Origin of the sequence: Embleya sp. NPDC005575 (assembly GCF_040605455.1) — a bacterium.
GTDB lineage: Bacteria > Actinomycetota > Actinomycetes > Streptomycetales > Streptomycetaceae > Embleya.
The window spans coordinates 81,561-97,367 of sequence record NZ_JBEXCV010000013.1 but is presented as its reverse complement, the minus strand read 5'-3'; the positions used below and the strand labels follow the sequence as shown (position 1 = coordinate 97,367).

General features: G+C 70.3%; 15 protein-coding genes and 1 pseudogene. 13 read left to right on the top strand and 3 right to left on the bottom strand.

The features are described from left to right. Window positions 1-230, bottom strand: a pseudogene (locus ABZS54_RS07150) (hypothetical protein); the annotation flags it as partial. A gap of 58 nt (window positions 231-288) precedes the next feature. Between ABZS54_RS07150 and rsmI the strand changes: the two are divergent. The 12 genes from rsmI (at window position 289) to ABZS54_RS07090 (ending at window position 14,417) form a co-directional block, all read left to right on the top strand. Then, complete coding sequence (gene rsmI / locus ABZS54_RS07145) at window positions 289-1,155, top strand: 16S rRNA (cytidine(1402)-2'-O)-methyltransferase (RefSeq protein ID WP_355531924.1); 867 nt, start codon at window positions 289-291, stop codon at window positions 1,153-1,155. Window positions 1,156-1,490: 335 nt separating this feature from the next. Further along, window positions 1,491-1,865, top strand: a complete 375-nt coding sequence (locus ABZS54_RS07140) for a hypothetical protein (protein ID WP_355531922.1) — start codon at window positions 1,491-1,493, stop codon at window positions 1,863-1,865. Window positions 1,866-1,952: 87 nt separating this feature from the next. Next, window positions 1,953-3,569, top strand: coding sequence for a methionine--tRNA ligase (gene metG / locus ABZS54_RS07135; protein WP_355531920.1), 1,617 nt, complete (start codon window positions 1,953-1,955; stop codon window positions 3,567-3,569). Between the two features lie 3 nt (window positions 3,570-3,572). Next, window positions 3,573-4,469, top strand: a complete 897-nt coding sequence (locus ABZS54_RS07130; RefSeq protein WP_355531918.1) for a TatD family hydrolase — start codon at window positions 3,573-3,575, stop codon at window positions 4,467-4,469. Window positions 4,470-4,625: 156 nt separating this feature from the next. Then, window positions 4,626-5,786: a ubiquitin-like domain-containing protein gene (locus ABZS54_RS07125; RefSeq protein ID WP_355531916.1), complete on the top strand. Its 1,161-nt coding sequence runs from the start codon at window positions 4,626-4,628 to the stop codon at window positions 5,784-5,786. Continuing rightward, window positions 5,783-6,682 carry a 16S rRNA (adenine(1518)-N(6)/adenine(1519)-N(6))-dimethyltransferase RsmA gene (rsmA, locus tag ABZS54_RS07120; RefSeq protein WP_355531914.1) on the top strand — a complete coding sequence of 300 codons (900 nt, stop codon included), beginning with the start codon at window positions 5,783-5,785 and terminating at the stop codon, window positions 6,680-6,682. Before ABZS54_RS07125 ends, rsmA begins: the two co-directional genes overlap by 4 nt. Window positions 6,683-6,806: 124 nt before the next feature. Continuing rightward, entirely contained in the window at window positions 6,807-7,748 is a 942-nt protein-coding gene (locus ABZS54_RS07115) for a 4-(cytidine 5'-diphospho)-2-C-methyl-D-erythritol kinase (protein WP_355531912.1), read from the top strand. Window positions 7,749-7,800: 52 nt separating this feature from the next. Next, a complete protein-coding gene (locus tag ABZS54_RS07110) occupies window positions 7,801-9,582 on the top strand; it encodes an ABC-F family ATP-binding cassette domain-containing protein (protein ID WP_355531942.1) in 1,782 nt (593 codons plus the stop codon). 312 nt (window positions 9,583-9,894) lie between these two features. Then, complete coding sequence (locus ABZS54_RS07105; RefSeq protein WP_355531910.1) at window positions 9,895-10,317, top strand: hypothetical protein; 423 nt, start codon at window positions 9,895-9,897, stop codon at window positions 10,315-10,317. A gap of 48 nt (window positions 10,318-10,365) precedes the next feature. Continuing rightward, on the top strand, window positions 10,366-11,829 hold the full coding sequence (locus tag ABZS54_RS07100) for a hypothetical protein (protein ID WP_355531908.1): 1,464 nt from the start codon (window positions 10,366-10,368) through the stop codon (window positions 11,827-11,829). A 506-nt stretch (window positions 11,830-12,335) separates the two neighbouring features. Next, window positions 12,336-13,886: a nucleoside-diphosphate sugar epimerase/dehydratase gene (locus ABZS54_RS07095; protein WP_355531906.1), complete on the top strand. Its 1,551-nt coding sequence runs from the start codon at window positions 12,336-12,338 to the stop codon at window positions 13,884-13,886. A 102-nt stretch (window positions 13,887-13,988) separates the two neighbouring features. Then, entirely contained in the window at window positions 13,989-14,417 is a 429-nt protein-coding gene (locus ABZS54_RS07090) for a pyridoxamine 5'-phosphate oxidase family protein (protein WP_355531904.1), read from the top strand. Window positions 14,418-14,456: 39 nt separating this feature from the next. Here the strand turns inward: ABZS54_RS07090 and ABZS54_RS07085 are convergent, their stop codons facing one another. Next, complete coding sequence (locus tag ABZS54_RS07085) at window positions 14,457-14,603, bottom strand: hypothetical protein (protein WP_355531902.1); 147 nt, start codon at window positions 14,601-14,603, stop codon at window positions 14,457-14,459. A 541-nt stretch (window positions 14,604-15,144) separates the two neighbouring features. On the opposite strand from ABZS54_RS07085, the gene ABZS54_RS07080 reads away from it, so the two are divergent. Beyond that, window positions 15,145-15,342, top strand: a complete 198-nt coding sequence (locus tag ABZS54_RS07080; protein WP_355531900.1) for a DUF397 domain-containing protein — start codon at window positions 15,145-15,147, stop codon at window positions 15,340-15,342. Between the two features lie 31 nt (window positions 15,343-15,373). On the opposite strand, the gene ABZS54_RS07075 is transcribed toward ABZS54_RS07080, so the two are convergent. Next, complete coding sequence (locus ABZS54_RS07075; RefSeq protein ID WP_355531898.1) at window positions 15,374-15,760, bottom strand: hypothetical protein; 387 nt, start codon at window positions 15,758-15,760, stop codon at window positions 15,374-15,376. Window positions 15,761-15,807 lie beyond the last annotated feature (47 nt).

Here is a 15,807-nt window from a genome sequence, read left to right as displayed (position 1 = left end):
AGGAGGCACGGCAACCAGCCACCGCCGGTGTACGCGCTGTTGTCGGTGTACGAGGGCACCAACCGCTCGCGCAGCGACGTCGGCGGCCGGTCCCGGTATCCGAATCGGGCCAGTGACCAGGCCCATCCGCGCGGCTCCGGACGGGCGGCCCCGGTGTTGCCGGGGGACTCCGCATCACCCTCCGGGGGCTGCTTTCGGGTCGGCTGATCGGTCGCCACGTCACTCGTCACCCGTGCATCGTATTGACGCGCGGGCCAACCGGGGCGCGTCAAAGGGGAGGATGGCGCAGTGGAACACGAACAGCAGAGCACTCAGGGCGGCGTACTCGTACTGGCCGGCACCCCCATCGGTGACGTGAGCGACGCGCCCGCGCGGCTCGCCGTCGAACTCGGCGCGGCCCAGGTGGTGGCCGCCGAGGACACCCGCAGGCTGCGCAGACTGGCCGGCGCGCTCGGCGTGGAGGTGCCCGGGCGCGTCGTGTCGTACTTCGAGGGCAACGAGGCCGCGCGCACGCCGGAGCTGGTCCAGGCGCTGCGCGAGGGCAAGCGGGTGCTGCTGGTCACCGACGCCGGCATGCCGTCGGTGTCCGACCCGGGCTACCGGCTGGTCGAGGCGGCGGTGGCCGAGGACATCCGGGTGACCGCCGTACCGGGGCCCTCGGCGGTGCTCACCGCGCTCGCGTTGTCCGGCCTGCCGGTGGACCGGTTCTGCTTCGAGGGCTTCCTGCCGCGCAAGGCGGGCGAGCGCGGTCGGCGGCTGACCGAGCTGGCCGCCGAGCCGCGCACGATGGTCTTCTTCGAGGCGCCGCACCGGCTCGCCGAGTCGCTCGTCGCGATGGCCGAGGCGCTGGGCGCCGACCGTCGCGGCGCGGTGTGTCGCGAGCTCACCAAGACCTACGAGGAGGTTCGCCGGGACACGCTGGCCGACCTCGCCGAGTGGGCGAAGCCGGGAGTGCGCGGCGAGATCACCGTCGTGGTTGCCGGCGCGCCGCCCGCCGACCCCTCGAAGATCGGCCCGGCCGAACTGGTCGAGCGGGTGGCCGGGCGCGAGGCCGCCGGGCAGTCCCGCAAGGAGGCCATCGCGGCGGTGGCCGCGGAGGTCGGCGTGCCCAAGCGGGTGGTCTTCGACGCGGTGGTCGCGGCGAAGAAAAGCTGACCCGCGGCGATCGATCGACAACGGATCGCGAAGTGTCGGCACGTTGCGTACGCGTGGTGCGACGCAGCGTGCCCGGTCGAGTCGGGGTCGGGTCGGGGTCGGGCCGGGATCCGTTCGGATCGGCTCGGGGTGGACGGTCAAGTGCACGCAACGGGTAGGTACGGCACAGCACTCGATTGGGTGATGAGTCTTTCGGGTTCGCCATATTCCGTGTTGGCGCCCGTCAAGGAACCGTATGTGCCGATACGGAAGACCTCGTTCGGGCATTCCATGGATACCGGTCACGGGAAGCCCCCTGAACGAGTCGGTGGGCGCGCCCGTGTGAGGAGGTCGTCATGGAGAACCCGACGGTGGTGCACGAGTCCTACGCCTTCGTCTGTATGTCGTGTGGTCGAGGCTGGGAGCGCGACTACGAGATCCACCACGCGACCGATCTGCACGGATTGCGACTTTGCCGGTACTACTCGGAGGGGGCGCTGGTCCCGTCCCCGTTCACCAAGCCCGCCTGCGAGCACTGCGACGGCACCCGCCTGCGCATACTCCCGGCCGGCCGGGTCGCCTCGGCGACCGGCACCTCGACGGCCAGGCCGGTCAAGGCCGTCGGGACGGTCAAGCCGGTCAAGGTCGCGAAGGCCGACAAGCCGGCCGAGGTGCCCGCTCCGCGCGGGGCCTCGCGGTGGCACCTGCCGTCGCTGCACCGCTCCGCCTGAGCCCGCTCCGGGCCGCCCGCCCGTCCCCGCCCGCCCCCGCCGATACTCGGGGGCGGGCGCCGTCGCGCCGGCCGTAGGATTCCGGGTATGGCGGCCACTGGAACCACTGACATCACTGCGGGCGAGCGCGAGAAGGCGTTCTATGTCACAACGCCCATTTACTACGTAAATGACGCCCCGCACCTGGGCCACGCCTATACGACCGTCGCAGGCGACGTGCTCACCCGTTGGCACCGCCAGCGCGGTGAGAAGGTGTGGTTCCTCACCGGCACGGACGAGCACGGTCAGAAGATCATGCGCACGGCCGAGGCGAACGGCGTCACTCCCCAGGAGTGGTGCGACAAGCTGGTGACACAGGCGTGGAAGCCCCTCTGGGAGCACCTCGAGATCGCCAACGACGACTTCATCCGCACCACCGAGAAGCGGCACACCGACCGGGTCCAGGAGTTCGTCCAGGATCTGTACGACAAGGGCGAGATCTACAAGGGCGGCTACGAGGGCCCGTACTGCGTGGCGTGCGAGGAGTACAAGGCGCCGGGCGATCTGCTCGACGGCGACGACGGGCAGAAGTTGTGCCCGATCCACAAGCGCCCGGTGGAGATGCTCAAGGAGGAGAACTACTTCTTCAAGCTCTCCGCGTACGGCCCCCGGCTGCTCGAGTTCTACGAGGCCGACCCGGACTTCATCCAGCCCGCCTCGGCGCGCAACGAGGTCCTCCAGTTCGTTCGGCAGGGCCTGCAGGACCTGTCCATCTCGCGGTCCACCTTCGACTGGGGCATCCCGGTCCCGTGGGACCCCAAGCACGTCATCTACGTGTGGATCGACGCGCTGCTCAACTACGCCACCGCGGTCGGCTACGGCGCGGACGAGGCGAAGTTCAAGGGCACCTTCCCGGCGGACGTGCATCTGGTCGGCAAGGACATCCTGCGGTTCCACGCGGTGATCTGGCCCGCGATGCTGATGGCCAACAGCCTGCCGGTGCCCGGCCGGGTGTTCGCGAACGGCTGGCTGATGGTCGGCGGCGAGAAGATGAGCAAGTCGAACCTGACCGGCATCTCGCCGCAGCAGCTCACCGACCACTTCGGTGTGGACGCCTATCGCTACTACTTCCTGCGCGCGATCCAGTTCGGCCAGGACGGGTCCTTCTCGTGGGAGGACTTCTCCGCGCGGTACACCTCGGAGCTGGCCAACGACTTCGGCAACCTGGCCTCGCGTGTGGCGGCCATGGTCGGCAAGTACTTCGACGGCGCGCTGCCCGCCTCCACCGCCGACGGGGACGCCGAGGGCGCGCTGCACAGCGCGCTGATCGAGGCCGTGTCGGTCGCCGACGACCGGGTCCGGCTGCTCGACTTCCAGGCCGGTCTGGATGCGGTGTTCGGCTACGTGAAGCTGGTCAACGGCTACATCACGGAGCAGGAGCCGTGGAAGGTGGCCAAGGACGACAGCCCCGAGGGCCGGGCCCGGCTGGCCACGATCCTGTACACCTCGGCCGAGTCGCTGCGTGCGCTCGCCGTGCTGCTCAACCCGGTGATGCCGGCGACCGCGGAGAAGTTGTGGGACTCGCTCGGCGCCGAGCCGCACCTGGGCCCGCTGGCCGCGCAGCACGTGCAGGACGCGGGCCGCTGGGGGCAACTGCCCGCAGGGGCGACGATCACCAAGGGCGCGATCCTGTTCCCGCGCCTCGAAGAGAAAAAGGATTTCTGAGCCTTGAGCAAGCGCAAGCGTCGGGACGGCGGGGCCCGGGACACCACCCCGCCGCCCGCGCCCGAGCCGCTGCGGGTGCCCGTCTGGGACGCCCATACGCACCTGGACCTCCAGGAGGCGAGTGTGGCCGACGCGTTGTCGGCCGCCGCCGAGGTCGGCGTGGACACGCTGGTCCAGGTGGGCATCGACGTGCCGTCCTCGGTGTGGGCGGCCGAAACGGCCGCCGCGCACGAGCGGGTGCACGCGACGGTGGCGTTGCATCCGAACGAGGCGCCCCGGATCGTGCTCGGCGACCCGGACGGCTGGTCGGGGCAGCGCCGCGCGCCGGGCGGTGCCGCCGCGCTGGACGCGGCGCTCGCCGAGATCGACCGCTTGGCCGCGTTGGCGCACGTGCGCGGGATCGGCGAGACGGGTCTGGACTACTTCCGCACGGGCGACGAGGGTGTGGCCGACCAGCAGGAGTCCTTCCGCCGGCACATCGAGATCGCCAAGCGGCACCGCAAGCCGCTGGTGATCCACGACCGCGAGGCGCATGCGGACGTGTTGCGGATCCTGGCCGAGGAGGGCGCACCGGAACGGGTGGTCTTCCACTGCTTCTCGGGTGACGCCGAGCTGGCGAAGACGTGCGCCGAGCTGGGCTACGTGATGTCCTTCGCGGGCAACGTGACCTACCCGAGCGCACAGCCGCTGCGGGACGCGCTCGCGGTCGCGCCGATCGACCTGATCCTGGTCGAGACCGACGCGCCGTTCCTGACCCCGGTGCCGTTCCGCGGCCGGCCGAACGCGCCCTACCTGGTGCCGATCACCGTGCGGGCGATGGCCGAGGTCAAGGGTGTGACCGAGGACGAGTTGGCCGGCGCGCTCGCAGCCAACGCCGAACGCACCTTCGCCCCCGCGTAGTTGCCTCGCCGTTGCCGCCCCTCACCCGGACGACCGGGGGACGGGCGGTGCCCGCTCCGCTCCCGTGTACAGTCCGATGCTCGTCGGGGGGAACAGCGCCCCGGCCCTCCCGGGTCACACCCGGACCAGTCCCCTCGGATTCCCCCAGGAGCACCGTTGAGTCGTTCCGCCGGCTCCGCCCGCAGGCGCAACACCGCCCGGGCGGGCAGGGGCGGCAGTCGCCCCGGACCCTCTCTGCGCACTCTCGTTCCGCAGGCCCTCGTGGTCGCCGTCCTGGTCGGCGGCACCACGGCCTTCGTCGCGTACGACAAGACGGTGACGCTCGTCGTGGACGGCGAGGAGCGCACCGTGCACACGTTCGCCTCGGACGTCTCCGGGCTGCTCGGCCGCCAGGAGATCAAGGTCGGCGAGCACGACATCGTCGCGCCCGGGCGCAAGGCGGGCCTGGAGGACGGCGACCGCGTCGCGGTGCGCTACGGCCGACTGCTGACGATGACCGTCGACGGCCGACCTCAGCAGATCTGGGTGACCGCGAAGTCGGTGTCCGAGGCGCTGGAGCAGGTCGGCGTGCGGGCGGACGGCGCGTACCTGTCGGTCTCCCGCGACCTGCCGATCGGCCGGCAGGGGCTCAACCTGGACGTGCGCACCGAGCGGGCGATCACCTTCCTCGTCGACGGCAAGACGGTGCCGCTGCGGACCAACGCGGCGACCGTGCAGGCCGCGCTGGAGCAGGCCGGGATTGCGATAGGGCCGCAGGACCGGGTGGACACGCCGACTGATTCCTACCCCCAGCAGGGCCAGACCGTCTCGATCCTGCGGGTCACCGGCGCCACGGTGACCAAGGACGAGAAGATCCCGTTCAAGACCACGAAGCAGGACGATCCGACCCTGTCCAAGGGGACCGAGGAGGTCGCCACCAAGGGCGTGGTCGGGCTTCGTCAGATCACCTACTCGTACGAGACGATCAACGGCGTCAAGCAGGAGCCGCGCAAGATCTCCGAGAAGGTGGTCAAGGAACCGGTCACCCAGATCGTCAAGGTCGGCACCAAGGAGATGCCGAACTCGGTGGCGGGGGCCGATCAGCTCAACTGGGGTGCGCTCGCGCAGTGCGAGTCGGGTGGCCGGGCGAACGTGGTGGACGCGTCGGGGACCTATCACGGGCTCTACCAGTTCGACGCGCAGACCTGGCAGTCGATGGGCGGCAACGGGGTGGCAAGTCAGGCACCTGCCTCCGAGCAGACATATCGGGCAAAGCTCATGTATGTGCAACGGGGGGCGAGTCCGTGGCCGCTGTGCGGCAGTAGGCTCTTCTCGTGAGTGATCTTCCCGCGGGACCGGGACTGCTCGGTGCCGCGGACATCCGCGCGCTCGCCGAGGCCCTGGGTGTGCGCCCGACCAAGCAGCTCGGCCAGAACTTCGTGATCGACGCCAACACGGTGCGGCGCATCGTGCGCACCGCAGGTGTGCGACCCGAGGACGTCGTCGTCGAGATCGGCCCCGGACTCGGCTCGTTGACCCTGGCCCTGCTGGAGAGCGCCGCGCGGGTGGTCGCGGTCGAGATCGACCCGGTGCTCGCCCGGCACCTGCCGACCACCATCGCCGCCCGGATGCCCGAGCGGGCCGCCGACTTCGCGCTCGTGCACGCGGACGCGATGACGGTGACCGAGTTGCCCGGCCCGGCGCCCACCGCGCTGGTGGCGAACCTGCCGTACAACGTGTCGGTGCCGGTGTTGCTGCACATGTTGCAGACCTTCCCGTCGCTGGACCGGCTCCTGGTGATGGTGCAGTCCGAGGTGGCCGACCGGCTCGCCGCGACACCCGGCGGCAAGGTGTACGGCGTGCCCTCGGTCAAGGCCGCGTGGTACGCCGACGTCAAGCGCGCGGGCGCGATCGGGCGCAACGTGTTCTGGCCGGCGCCCAACGTCGACTCGGGCCTGGTCTCGTTCGTGCGCCGCGAGCCGCCCGAGACCACGGCGACTCGCCAGGAGGTGTTCGCGGTCGTGGACGCCGCGTTCGCCCAGCGCCGCAAGACACTGCGGGCGGCCCTGGCGGGGTGGGCGGGCTCCCCCGCCGGCGCCGAGCAGGCGCTGCGCGCGGCCGGGATCGATCCGCGCACGCGCGGCGAGGCGCTGGGCGTCGAGGCGTTCGCCAGGATCGCCGAGCACCGACCCGACTCGACCGAGCGCAGGGTGCCGGGCGAAGCCGCACCCTAGGGCGAACGAGCCCCGCTACCGAGGGCACGGTGCCGCCGTCGATACCATCGGCGACGGTGTCGAGGAGTTCGCACGGCACCGGTCCGAAGAGGCCCGGCAGGGCCACGAAGGAGTTCCACGAGCCGTGTCTTCCGTCACCGTCAGTGTTCCCGCGAAGGTCAACCTGCAACTCGCGGTCGGTGGGGTGCGGCCGGACGGCTTCCACGAGCTGGTCAGCGTCTTCCACGCCGTTTCCCTGTACGACGAGGTCACCGTCACGCCCGCGGACCGGCTGAGTCTGGCCTGCGAGGGCGAGGGCATCGACGAGGTCCCGCTGGACCACAGCAATCTGGCCGCGCGCGCGGCCATCCTGCTCGCCGACCGGCTCGGCCGCGAGCCGAACGTGCGGATTCACATCCGCAAGGGCATCCCGGTCGCGGGCGGCATGGCAGGCGGCAGCGCGGACGCGGCGGCGACACTGCTCGCGTGCGACACGCTGTGGCGCGGCGACACGCCTCGCGAGATGCTGCGCCGACTCGGCGCGGAGTTGGGCAGCGACGTGCCGTTCTCCGACCTGGGCGGTACCGCGATCGGCACCGGGCGCGGCGAGCGGCTGGCCTCGGTGCCGACCACGGCGCGCTTCCACTGGGTGTTCGCGCTGGCCGACGGCGGGCTCTCCACGCCGGCCGTGTACGGCGAGTGCGACCGGCTGCGCGAGGTGGCGGGCGAGGCGGTCGGGCGGCCCGCGCCGCGCGAGGAGCTGATCGCGGCACTGCGCGCCGGCGACGCGTACGCGCTGGGCGCCAACCTGGTCAACGACCTGCAACCGGCGGCTCTGTCGCTGCGGCCCGCGCTGGCCGCGACGTTGACCGCGGGGATGGCCGCGGGGGCGGTCGGCTCGCTGGTGTCCGGGTCCGGGCCCACCTGCGCGTTCCTGGCGCCGGACCGGGAGACCGCGCACGTGGTGGCCGAGCGACTGACCGGATCGGGCACCTGCCGGGCCGCGCGGGTCGCGTTCGGCGCGGTGCCCGGAGCCCGGGTGCTGCCGCGCCGAGTGGTTCCGGTGGAGCGCGAGAACACGGTGTAGCGCGGACCGTTAGAGTTGGTCGAATGCGAGCGTTGCGGTATGGCGGTTCGGTCTGATGGCGAACCTGGTCAATCTTGAGTCAGTCGGCAAGGCGTATGTCATGCGCACCCTGCTCGACGAGGTGTCCCTCGGCGTGGCCGAAGGCGACCGGATCGGGGTCGTGGGCCGCAACGGGGACGGCAAGACCACGCTGATCCGGGTGATGGCCCAGCGGGAGCCGGTCGATTCCGGCCGGGTCACCCACGTGGGCGGGCTCAGCCTGGGCATCCTGAGCCAGCAGGACGACCTCGATCCGGCGGCGACCGTGCGCCAGGAGATCGTCGGCGACCGCCCGGAGCACGAGTGGGCGGGCGACGCGCGCATCCGCGACGTGCTGACCGGGCTGTTCGGCGGACTGGCCATGCCCGGCTTCGAGAGCGGCATCGACTCGGTGATCGGCCCGCTGTCCGGCGGTGAGCGGCGCCGGATCGCGCTGGCGAAGCTGCTGATCGAAGAGCACGACCTGATCATCCTGGACGAGCCGACCAACCACCTCGACGTCGAGGGCATCGCGTGGCTGGCCGGCCACCTCAAGACCCGGCGCTCCGCGCTGGTCGTGGTCACCCACGACCGCTGGTTCCTGGACGAGGTCTGCACGCGCACGTGGGACGTGCAGGGCGGCAAGGTGCACGACTACGAGGGTGGCTACTCGGCGTACGTGCTGGCCCGGGCCGAGCGCGCGCGGATCGCAAGCACCGAGGAGACCAAGCGGCAGAACCTGGTCCGCAAGGAACTCGCCTGGCTGCGGCGCGGCGCGCCCGCCCGCACCTCCAAGCCCAAGTTCCGGATCGAGGCGGCGAACGAGCTGATCGCGGACGAGCCGCCGCCGCGCGACACCCTGGCGCTGCGCGGCTTCGCCAACGCGCGGCTGGGCAAGACCGTCTTCGAACTGCTCGACGTGCGGATCGAGGCTGGTCCCAAGACGCTGCTGGAGCACCTGACCTGGAACCTGGGTCCGGGCGACCGGATCGGCCTGGTCGGGGTCAACGGTGCGGGCAAGACCTCGCTGCTGCGCGCGCTCAAGGACGCGGCGTACGAGGAGAAGCAGCCGGCCGCCGGCAAGGTCGTGGTCGGTCGTACCGTCAAGCTCGCCTACCTTTCCCAGGAAGTTGTCGAACTCCCGCCCACACTGCGGGTCCTGGAGGCGGTGTCGCAGATCCGCGAGCGGGTCGAGATCGGCAAGGGCAAGGAGATGACGGCCGGTCAGCTGTGCGAGCAGTTCGGCTTCACCGGTGAGAAGCAGTGGACGCCGGTCTCCGACCTGTCCGGTGGCGAGCGGCGCAGGCTGCAGCTGCTGCGGTTGTTGATGGACGAGCCGAACGTGCTGTTCATGGACGAACCGACCAACGACCTGGACATCGAGACGCTGACCCAGCTGGAGGACCTGCTGGACGGCTGGCCGGGTTCGCTGGTGATCGTCAGCCACGACCGGTACTTCATCGAGCGCACCACGGACACGGTGCTGGCGCTGCTGGGCGACCGCACGCTGCGGATGTTGCCGGGTGGCATCGAGGAGTACCTCAAGCGTCGTCGGGATGCGGTCGAGGCGGGGGCAACCGCCGCGCCGACCCGGCGCGGTGGCGGCGACACCCGCGCGGCGAAGAAGGAACTCCAGCGGGTTGAGCGGCAGTTGTCCAAGCTGGCCGATCGGGAGAAGAAGGTGCACGACGGCCTGGCCGAGTACGCCACCGACTTCGACAAGGTCTCCGCGCTGGACGCCGAACTGCGCGCGATCCGCGACGAACGCGACGAGTTGGAGATGCGCTGGCTGGAGCTCGCGGAGGAGACCGAGTAGGACCGGGCCCGACTTCGACCGGCGAAGATCAGGTCGAAGTCGGGTCTCCCGGCCCGGTCCCGGCCCGCCGCCTGCCGCCGGATCTTTCGGACAATGCGCGCTGCGGTGATCCATCGCATCGATATCCGGAGCGGGTCCGACGTGAGGGTCTCCCCGTACCCATCGGTCACATCCGCTATGTAGTCTGGGGATACTGATACGGGTGTGCCGCGATGCGCCGCCTCGGAGGACGGGGCAACGCGCGGCGCGTTGATGACTAGCTGCGTGGTGACGGGGTGAGGTATCGGCTCCACGCACGGGGGAGTGTGGCAGATGCTCATCGCGGATATCGGGGATGGTGGACCCACGGGGGTTTCCTCGTCGGACATGCAGGCGTTGTCCGTCGGGCTGGAATCGATGGTGCAGTTCCAAAAGGACGTCCAGCGCGCGCTGGACGACTTGGACGCGTCCACCGCGGCACCACACAAGTTGGTCGACAACCGCGTGGAATTGGACGCGTCGGGCAATTTCGGGGAAGCGATCCGGCTGTGGTCGGCGTACGTCGGCATACGCCAGGAGCTGATCGATCTGTCGACGCAGCTCAAGCGCCAGATCGAGGCGATGCAGATGACCGTCCAGTACGTGCAGGGCACGTACGAGGGCAACGAGGCGGAGTTCACCGCCAAGTACAAGTCTCTGCAAGAGGACTACGCGAACAACGCGCCGGCTCCCGCACCGCCGGCGAAGAAGCCCTGAGCGGCTCGAGATTCGACGTGACGGGAACTACGGGGACGGGGTGACGACATGCTGGATGCCGGCGGTGGCGGTGGCGGGTGGGGAAGTGGACCCACCAACTTCGAGGAGTTTTCGCACGAAGCGCTGAAGGGCATGATCGACGGCGCACGACCCGTCGAACTGACGGCATCGGGGAAGGCGTTGCTCGATGCCAAGGAAACGCTGGAGACGCTGACGACGGCACTGGAGACGCGGATCAGTCGTCTCGAGTGGACCGGGAAGTCCGCGGAGAGCTTTCGTGAGTGGACCGGCAAGGTCATGGTCGCCACGCGCAAGTTCGCCGAGCACTCGGGCAAGGTCGGTACCGCGATGGACCACGCGGGCAGCGAGCTGAGCTTCGCGCTGCTGACCATGCCGGAGGTGCCCGCGAACGCCAAGCTGATCGTGGACAGCAACGGCGAGAAGCGGCTGGTCTGCCAGCCGGGGGACACCCCGGACAAGAAGGCCATGGTGGCCTCGGCCAAGACCGAGCTGGAGAAGGCGCGCCAGGAAGCCATCCGCCGGATGGAGAGCCTGAGCAGCACCTACACGGTGACCACCGAGACGCTGGCCAAGGCGCCGGCGATCGACTTCCCGCCGTTGCCCGCGTTGCCGACCGTTTCGCACAGCGGTGGCGGCGGACCGACCAACGGCGGTCGTCGGACCACGAACAACTCGACGGTCAAGGCCACCGTGGACAAGGACGGCGGGACGCTGATCCCCGGCCACGGTCCCACGGGTCGCGGTGGCGAGAATCTGATCGACGGGTCCGACGGCTCGGGCGGTCCGGGCGGCGTCGGTTCGGTCGGCGGTGGTGGTGGCGGGTACGTGTCGCCGAAGGACACCGGCCTGCTCGGCACCGGCCCGTTCCAGAACGGCCCCGCGACGTTGCCCGACCCCGGTCCGATGGGTCCGGGGCAGGGCCCGATCGGCCCTTTGCCCAGCGGCAGCGGTCCCCAGGGTCTGCCCAACGGCCTGCCGATGTTCCCCGGCGGCAAGACGGGCGGCTTCCCGCCCGGCGGCAAGTCCGGTGGCTCCAAGGCGCAGTTGACCTCGAACCCGCTGGACAGCCGGCGCGGCCCCAACGCGACCTCGAACACCGAAGGTCTCACCGGGGGTCGGCCGACCGAGCGTGGCCCGACCGGCGGTGGCGGCGGTCACAACAACCCCGGCGGCGGCACCGGTCCGCGCGGCGGTGCGGGCGGTAGGCGGTTCACCGGGCAGAGCGGTGGCGTGGTCGGTGGCACCTCGCGCACCGCGGGCGCCTCGGGCCAGTTCTCCTCCGGCGGCAGCGGCCTGGCCGGCCGGGCCGGAGCGGGCGCGGGCAGCCAGGTCGGCGGCGGTCGCGGCGCAGGCATGCGCGGCGGTGGCGGTGGGATGGGCGCGGGCGGCGGTCGCGACGAGCGCAACCGGCGGCAGCGCGCGGACTACCTGCACGAGGAGGAGCAGACGTGGGTGGGCGACCGCTCGACGGCTCCGCCGGTGGTGGACTGATCGGGTGAGCACGGTCGAACAGAGTTGATACGGCACGGTTTTCGGGTCGGCTCCATTCGCGATTGTCGCGGGTGGGGCCGATTCGTCGTATCGCGGCGGTGATGCGTCGTATCGCGGGATCGATCGGGGCCTGCCGGGCGACTCGACACGTGCCCACCTCGGGGAGTGCGGTGGGTGGGCACGGTGGGATGACGGCAGGGAGCCGGGCTGGGAAACCCCCGACGATCACGGCGTGATCCCTTGCGGACACGGAAAAGGCGAAGTTGCGGGTGTTTGGGCAAAACCGCGGCGGGGGCCGAGAGTGGGCCGTACGCTGAATCCGGAGTGCCGGTGGTTGTCTGCGCGGCTGTTGGTCCATGCGATGCGCCTGGGCCGCAAGTGACGACGCGGACTGTGGGGCCATCGGGGTCGTGGGGCAATTGGGGCAGTCGCGTACGACCGCCGGGGTGGGCGTGGTGCGATGGGGGCGCTCATCCGCACCGGCGTGTCGATGCCGCGTGTGGTCGGTGCACGATCCGATGCCGATCACGCTGCACCTGACCGAGGGGGGCTTGATGGGTCGGAGTTCAGCAGCGACGGACAGTTCGGGAGCGGGTCTGCGGACCCTGGTCGTGGGGGCCGGGTCGGCGGGCAGCGCGTTGGCGCGAGATCTGTTGCGGACACCCGAATTCGGGTTGCGTCCGATCGGATTTCTCGACGACGACCCCGACAAGGACGGGATCCGGGTCGCCGACGCGGACAATCCACAACATCTGCTTCCGGTTTTGGGCGGCCTGGCCGCCCTGACCGACGTGGCATTGGAGCATGGCATCGAGGTGGTCGTACTGGCCATCCCGGGGCTTCCGCACGAGGATTTTCGCAAAGTGGCCGCCGGCGCCGCCGCAGTCGGCGCCGCCGTGCGGTATCTGCCTTCCTTCCTGGTCGCGTTGCGGCGCGATGTGGTCGGCAGCGACATGCGCATGCTCGACGTCAACCGGCTGATCGGTCGGCAGGAACTGCACGTGGTCTCGGCGTCGGTGCGCGAAGTGATCGCGGGCCGCCGGGTGTTGATCACCGGCGCGGGTGGCTCGATCGGCAGCGAGTTGTGCCGACAGGTATACGGCTTCGGGCCGAGCCGGATGTACATGCTCGACCACGACGAGTCCAACCTGCATCGTCTGCAACTCGATGTGTGGGGCGAGGCGTTGCTCGACGACGAGACGCTGGTCATCGCGGACATCCGGGATCGCCCGCGGATCGAGCAGCTCTTCCACGATCTCAAGCCGGAGGTGGTCTTCCACGCCGCGGCGCACAAGCACCTGCCGCTGCTGGAGCGGCATCCGTGCGAGGCGGTCAAGTCCAACGTGCTGGGCACGGAGAACCTGGTCCGGGCGGCGCTCGACGTGGGGGTCGAGCGCTTCGTGTTGATCTCCACGGACAAGGCGGCCGACCCGGTCTCGGTGCTCGGGGCGACCAAGCGGCTGGCCGAGTTGATCGTGCAGGCGAACACGCAGGCGCCGGGGGTGTTCGCAGGTGTCCGGTTCGGCAACGTGCTGGGCAGCCGCGGCTCGCTGCTGTCCGTACTGGCCGAACAGCTGCGCGCGGGCGGCCCGGTCACCGTCACCCATCCGGACGTCACCCGGTTCTTCATGACGATCGAGGAGGCCGTGGGACTGGTCCTGGAGGCCGGCCGGATGGCCCAGGGCGGCGAGATCTTCGTGCTCGACATGGGCGAACCGGTGCGGATCGTGGACTTGGTGCACAAGTTCGCCGAACAGGTGAACCTGCCGAACGTGCCGATCCGCTTCACCGGCCTGCGGCCGGGCGAGAAGCTCAACGAGGCGCTGTTCTCGACCACCGAGGAGCGCCTGCCCACCGAACATCGGCGGATCCAGGCGACCGTGCCGCCGGGGCAGGCCCTGGACGCGGTGGTGCGGCTGCCGGAGCTGTACGACGCGGCGGCCATCAACGATACGAAGGCGGTGCGCGCGCTTTTGTCCGAGCTGCTGCCGGGCTACATCACGCCGGAGCCGGCCGGGGTCGAGGTGCTGTCGGCGCCGTATCCGGACGACTTCTAGACGGTTCCCGTATACGTCGTGGGCGGTATTCACGTGACCGGTGGGGTGAAGGGCGCAGTACGGTGGCCATGAGGCCCCTGTGCTGCGAAAGGCGGATCCTCCATGATCGACCCCGAACTGAGGACGGCTCTGGACGCGATGCTCGGCGATCCGGAGCACTGGGTGCACGTGGGCACGGTGACCCCGACGGGGGAGCCGCACGTGACGCCCGTGATGCTCGCGTACGACGACGAGTATCTCTACCTCAGCCTCACCGGCCGCACCAAGAAGGCGAATCTGGAGCACGACCCGCGCGTGTGCCTGTCGATGGCGCGGGACGGCGACATCGCGCACGTCATCGTGTGGGGCGAGGTGGCCATGCGCGAGGACGAGTGGGCTCAGGAGCGCTGGGAGTTCGCCATGCGGCACATCCTGGGCGAGGAGGGCCTGGCGCAGCAGCGCCGCCCGCTCTCCCGCGAGGGCACGAGCCTGGGCGTGGTCACCCCGAAGCGCTGGCGGGTCTTCGGGTTGGGGCCGGGCCCGGGGTCGTGAGGGCAGGCTGCCCGTTCGGGCGGGGGTCGTGACGCCGGGTCAGCCGACTCGGCCGGCTCGGCCTTGGAGCGCTTCGTCGGCCTCCCGGTGGATCTCCGCCTGCGCGAACAACGCCGAGGCCACGTAGCACGGCAAGGCGATCAACGCGGCGACGAGCACGACATCCTCGGCCTGAATCAGGCTCATGGCGACCCCGATCAACCCGAGTGCAAGTGGCAACCCTCGCCGCCAGACCGCTAGTTCATACATACGAGCCACCCGACCGGCGCGGACGAGTACGCCTCCGCCGATTCCGGACATCAGAACAATCGCCATCAACTCCACGGCAGTGCAGGGCCTTTCCGGCTGCGGGTGGACACGGGTGACCCCAGCAAACCAGAAGTGGCCGGATTATGCGGTCCGTTCGAGCCACGGGCGGCGTCGGAAGCCTTGATCAGCCCCTCGCCCCAGCCGGTGCGAAAGCCGCGTGCGGTCTCCGCGAGCGCCGCACGCCGTGTCTTCGTCCACGTTGAGGACAAACGGGGCCCAGCGGACCCCGCGTGAGTCCCTGCGCTTTACTGGCGGTGGTCGCCGGGGGCGTACCGGTGGAACACATGCGTGGCTTGGAGATCAAGGACGGCGCGGTCGAAGTACGCCGCTGCCAGCGGCTGTTGAACCATTTCCGGGGCCATACTCTGTCTCCAGAGGACACGAAGAAGGTCATCGAGCAACGATTGCGAGACCTGGCATGACTGCGAACGCGCTTGCGTGGCGAACTTCCTCCTACTCGTCCGCCACCGACACGAATACCTGCGTTGAAGTGGCGCCCACTCCCTCTGCCACCGCCGTGCGGGACAGTGAATCCCATGAGCGAGGCCACTTCTGCGTCTCCTCCGCGTCTTGGGCCACGCTGGTGCAGACTCTCAAGGGTGCGCGCGGCCGCTGACCGGCGCACCGGGCCGGGGCGGCGGTCGTGGTCAGAACAGCGGCGCCAACGTGCCGCCGTAGCGCGGTTTGCAGGTTGTGCACGGGATCGGGCGGCCTTCGTGGTCCTCGCCGCGCCAACCGCCCTTGCAGCCGCAAGTGGGTGGCGTCGGGGTGGGTGTCGGGTCTCCGCTCATGGATCGGCGGAACGTCTCGCGCATGGTGGTGTGTATCTCGATTGCCTCGTCGAGGCGGTACAGGAGGACGGCCAGCGGTGAGCGGATTCCGGGGCCGGTGAGTGGTCCGCGGGTGCGGATCGTGTCCGCGAGGTCGTGGATCAGGACGCCTCGATCGGCGCGTTGGGCGAGCTTGAGGGCGACGCGGTGCAGACCGGGCATCAGGAATTCGTGCGACTCGGGCGGGAGTTGTTCGACCAGCACCTTCGCCGCTCGGAACGACGCGTTGTCCGGCGGGCTCGCGCGGGAGG

Coding starts and splice junctions, on each gene's coding strand:
- ABZS54_RS07140 (WP_355531922.1), top strand. CDS start 1,491: ATGGAGAACCCGACGGTGGTGCACGAGTCCTACGCCTTCGTCTGTATG.
- metG (WP_355531920.1), top strand. CDS start 1,953: ATGGCGGCCACTGGAACCACTGACATCACTGCGGGCGAGCGCGAGAAG.
- ABZS54_RS07105 (WP_355531910.1), top strand. CDS start 9,895: ATGCTCATCGCGGATATCGGGGATGGTGGACCCACGGGGGTTTCCTCG.
- ABZS54_RS07100 (WP_355531908.1), top strand. CDS start 10,366: ATGCTGGATGCCGGCGGTGGCGGTGGCGGGTGGGGAAGTGGACCCACC.
- ABZS54_RS07090 (WP_355531904.1), top strand. CDS start 13,989: ATGATCGACCCCGAACTGAGGACGGCTCTGGACGCGATGCTCGGCGAT.
- ABZS54_RS07085 (WP_355531902.1), bottom strand. CDS start 14,603: ATGAGCCTGATTCAGGCCGAGGATGTCGTGCTCGTCGCCGCGTTGATC.
- ABZS54_RS07080 (WP_355531900.1), top strand. CDS start 15,145: ATGACTGCGAACGCGCTTGCGTGGCGAACTTCCTCCTACTCGTCCGCC.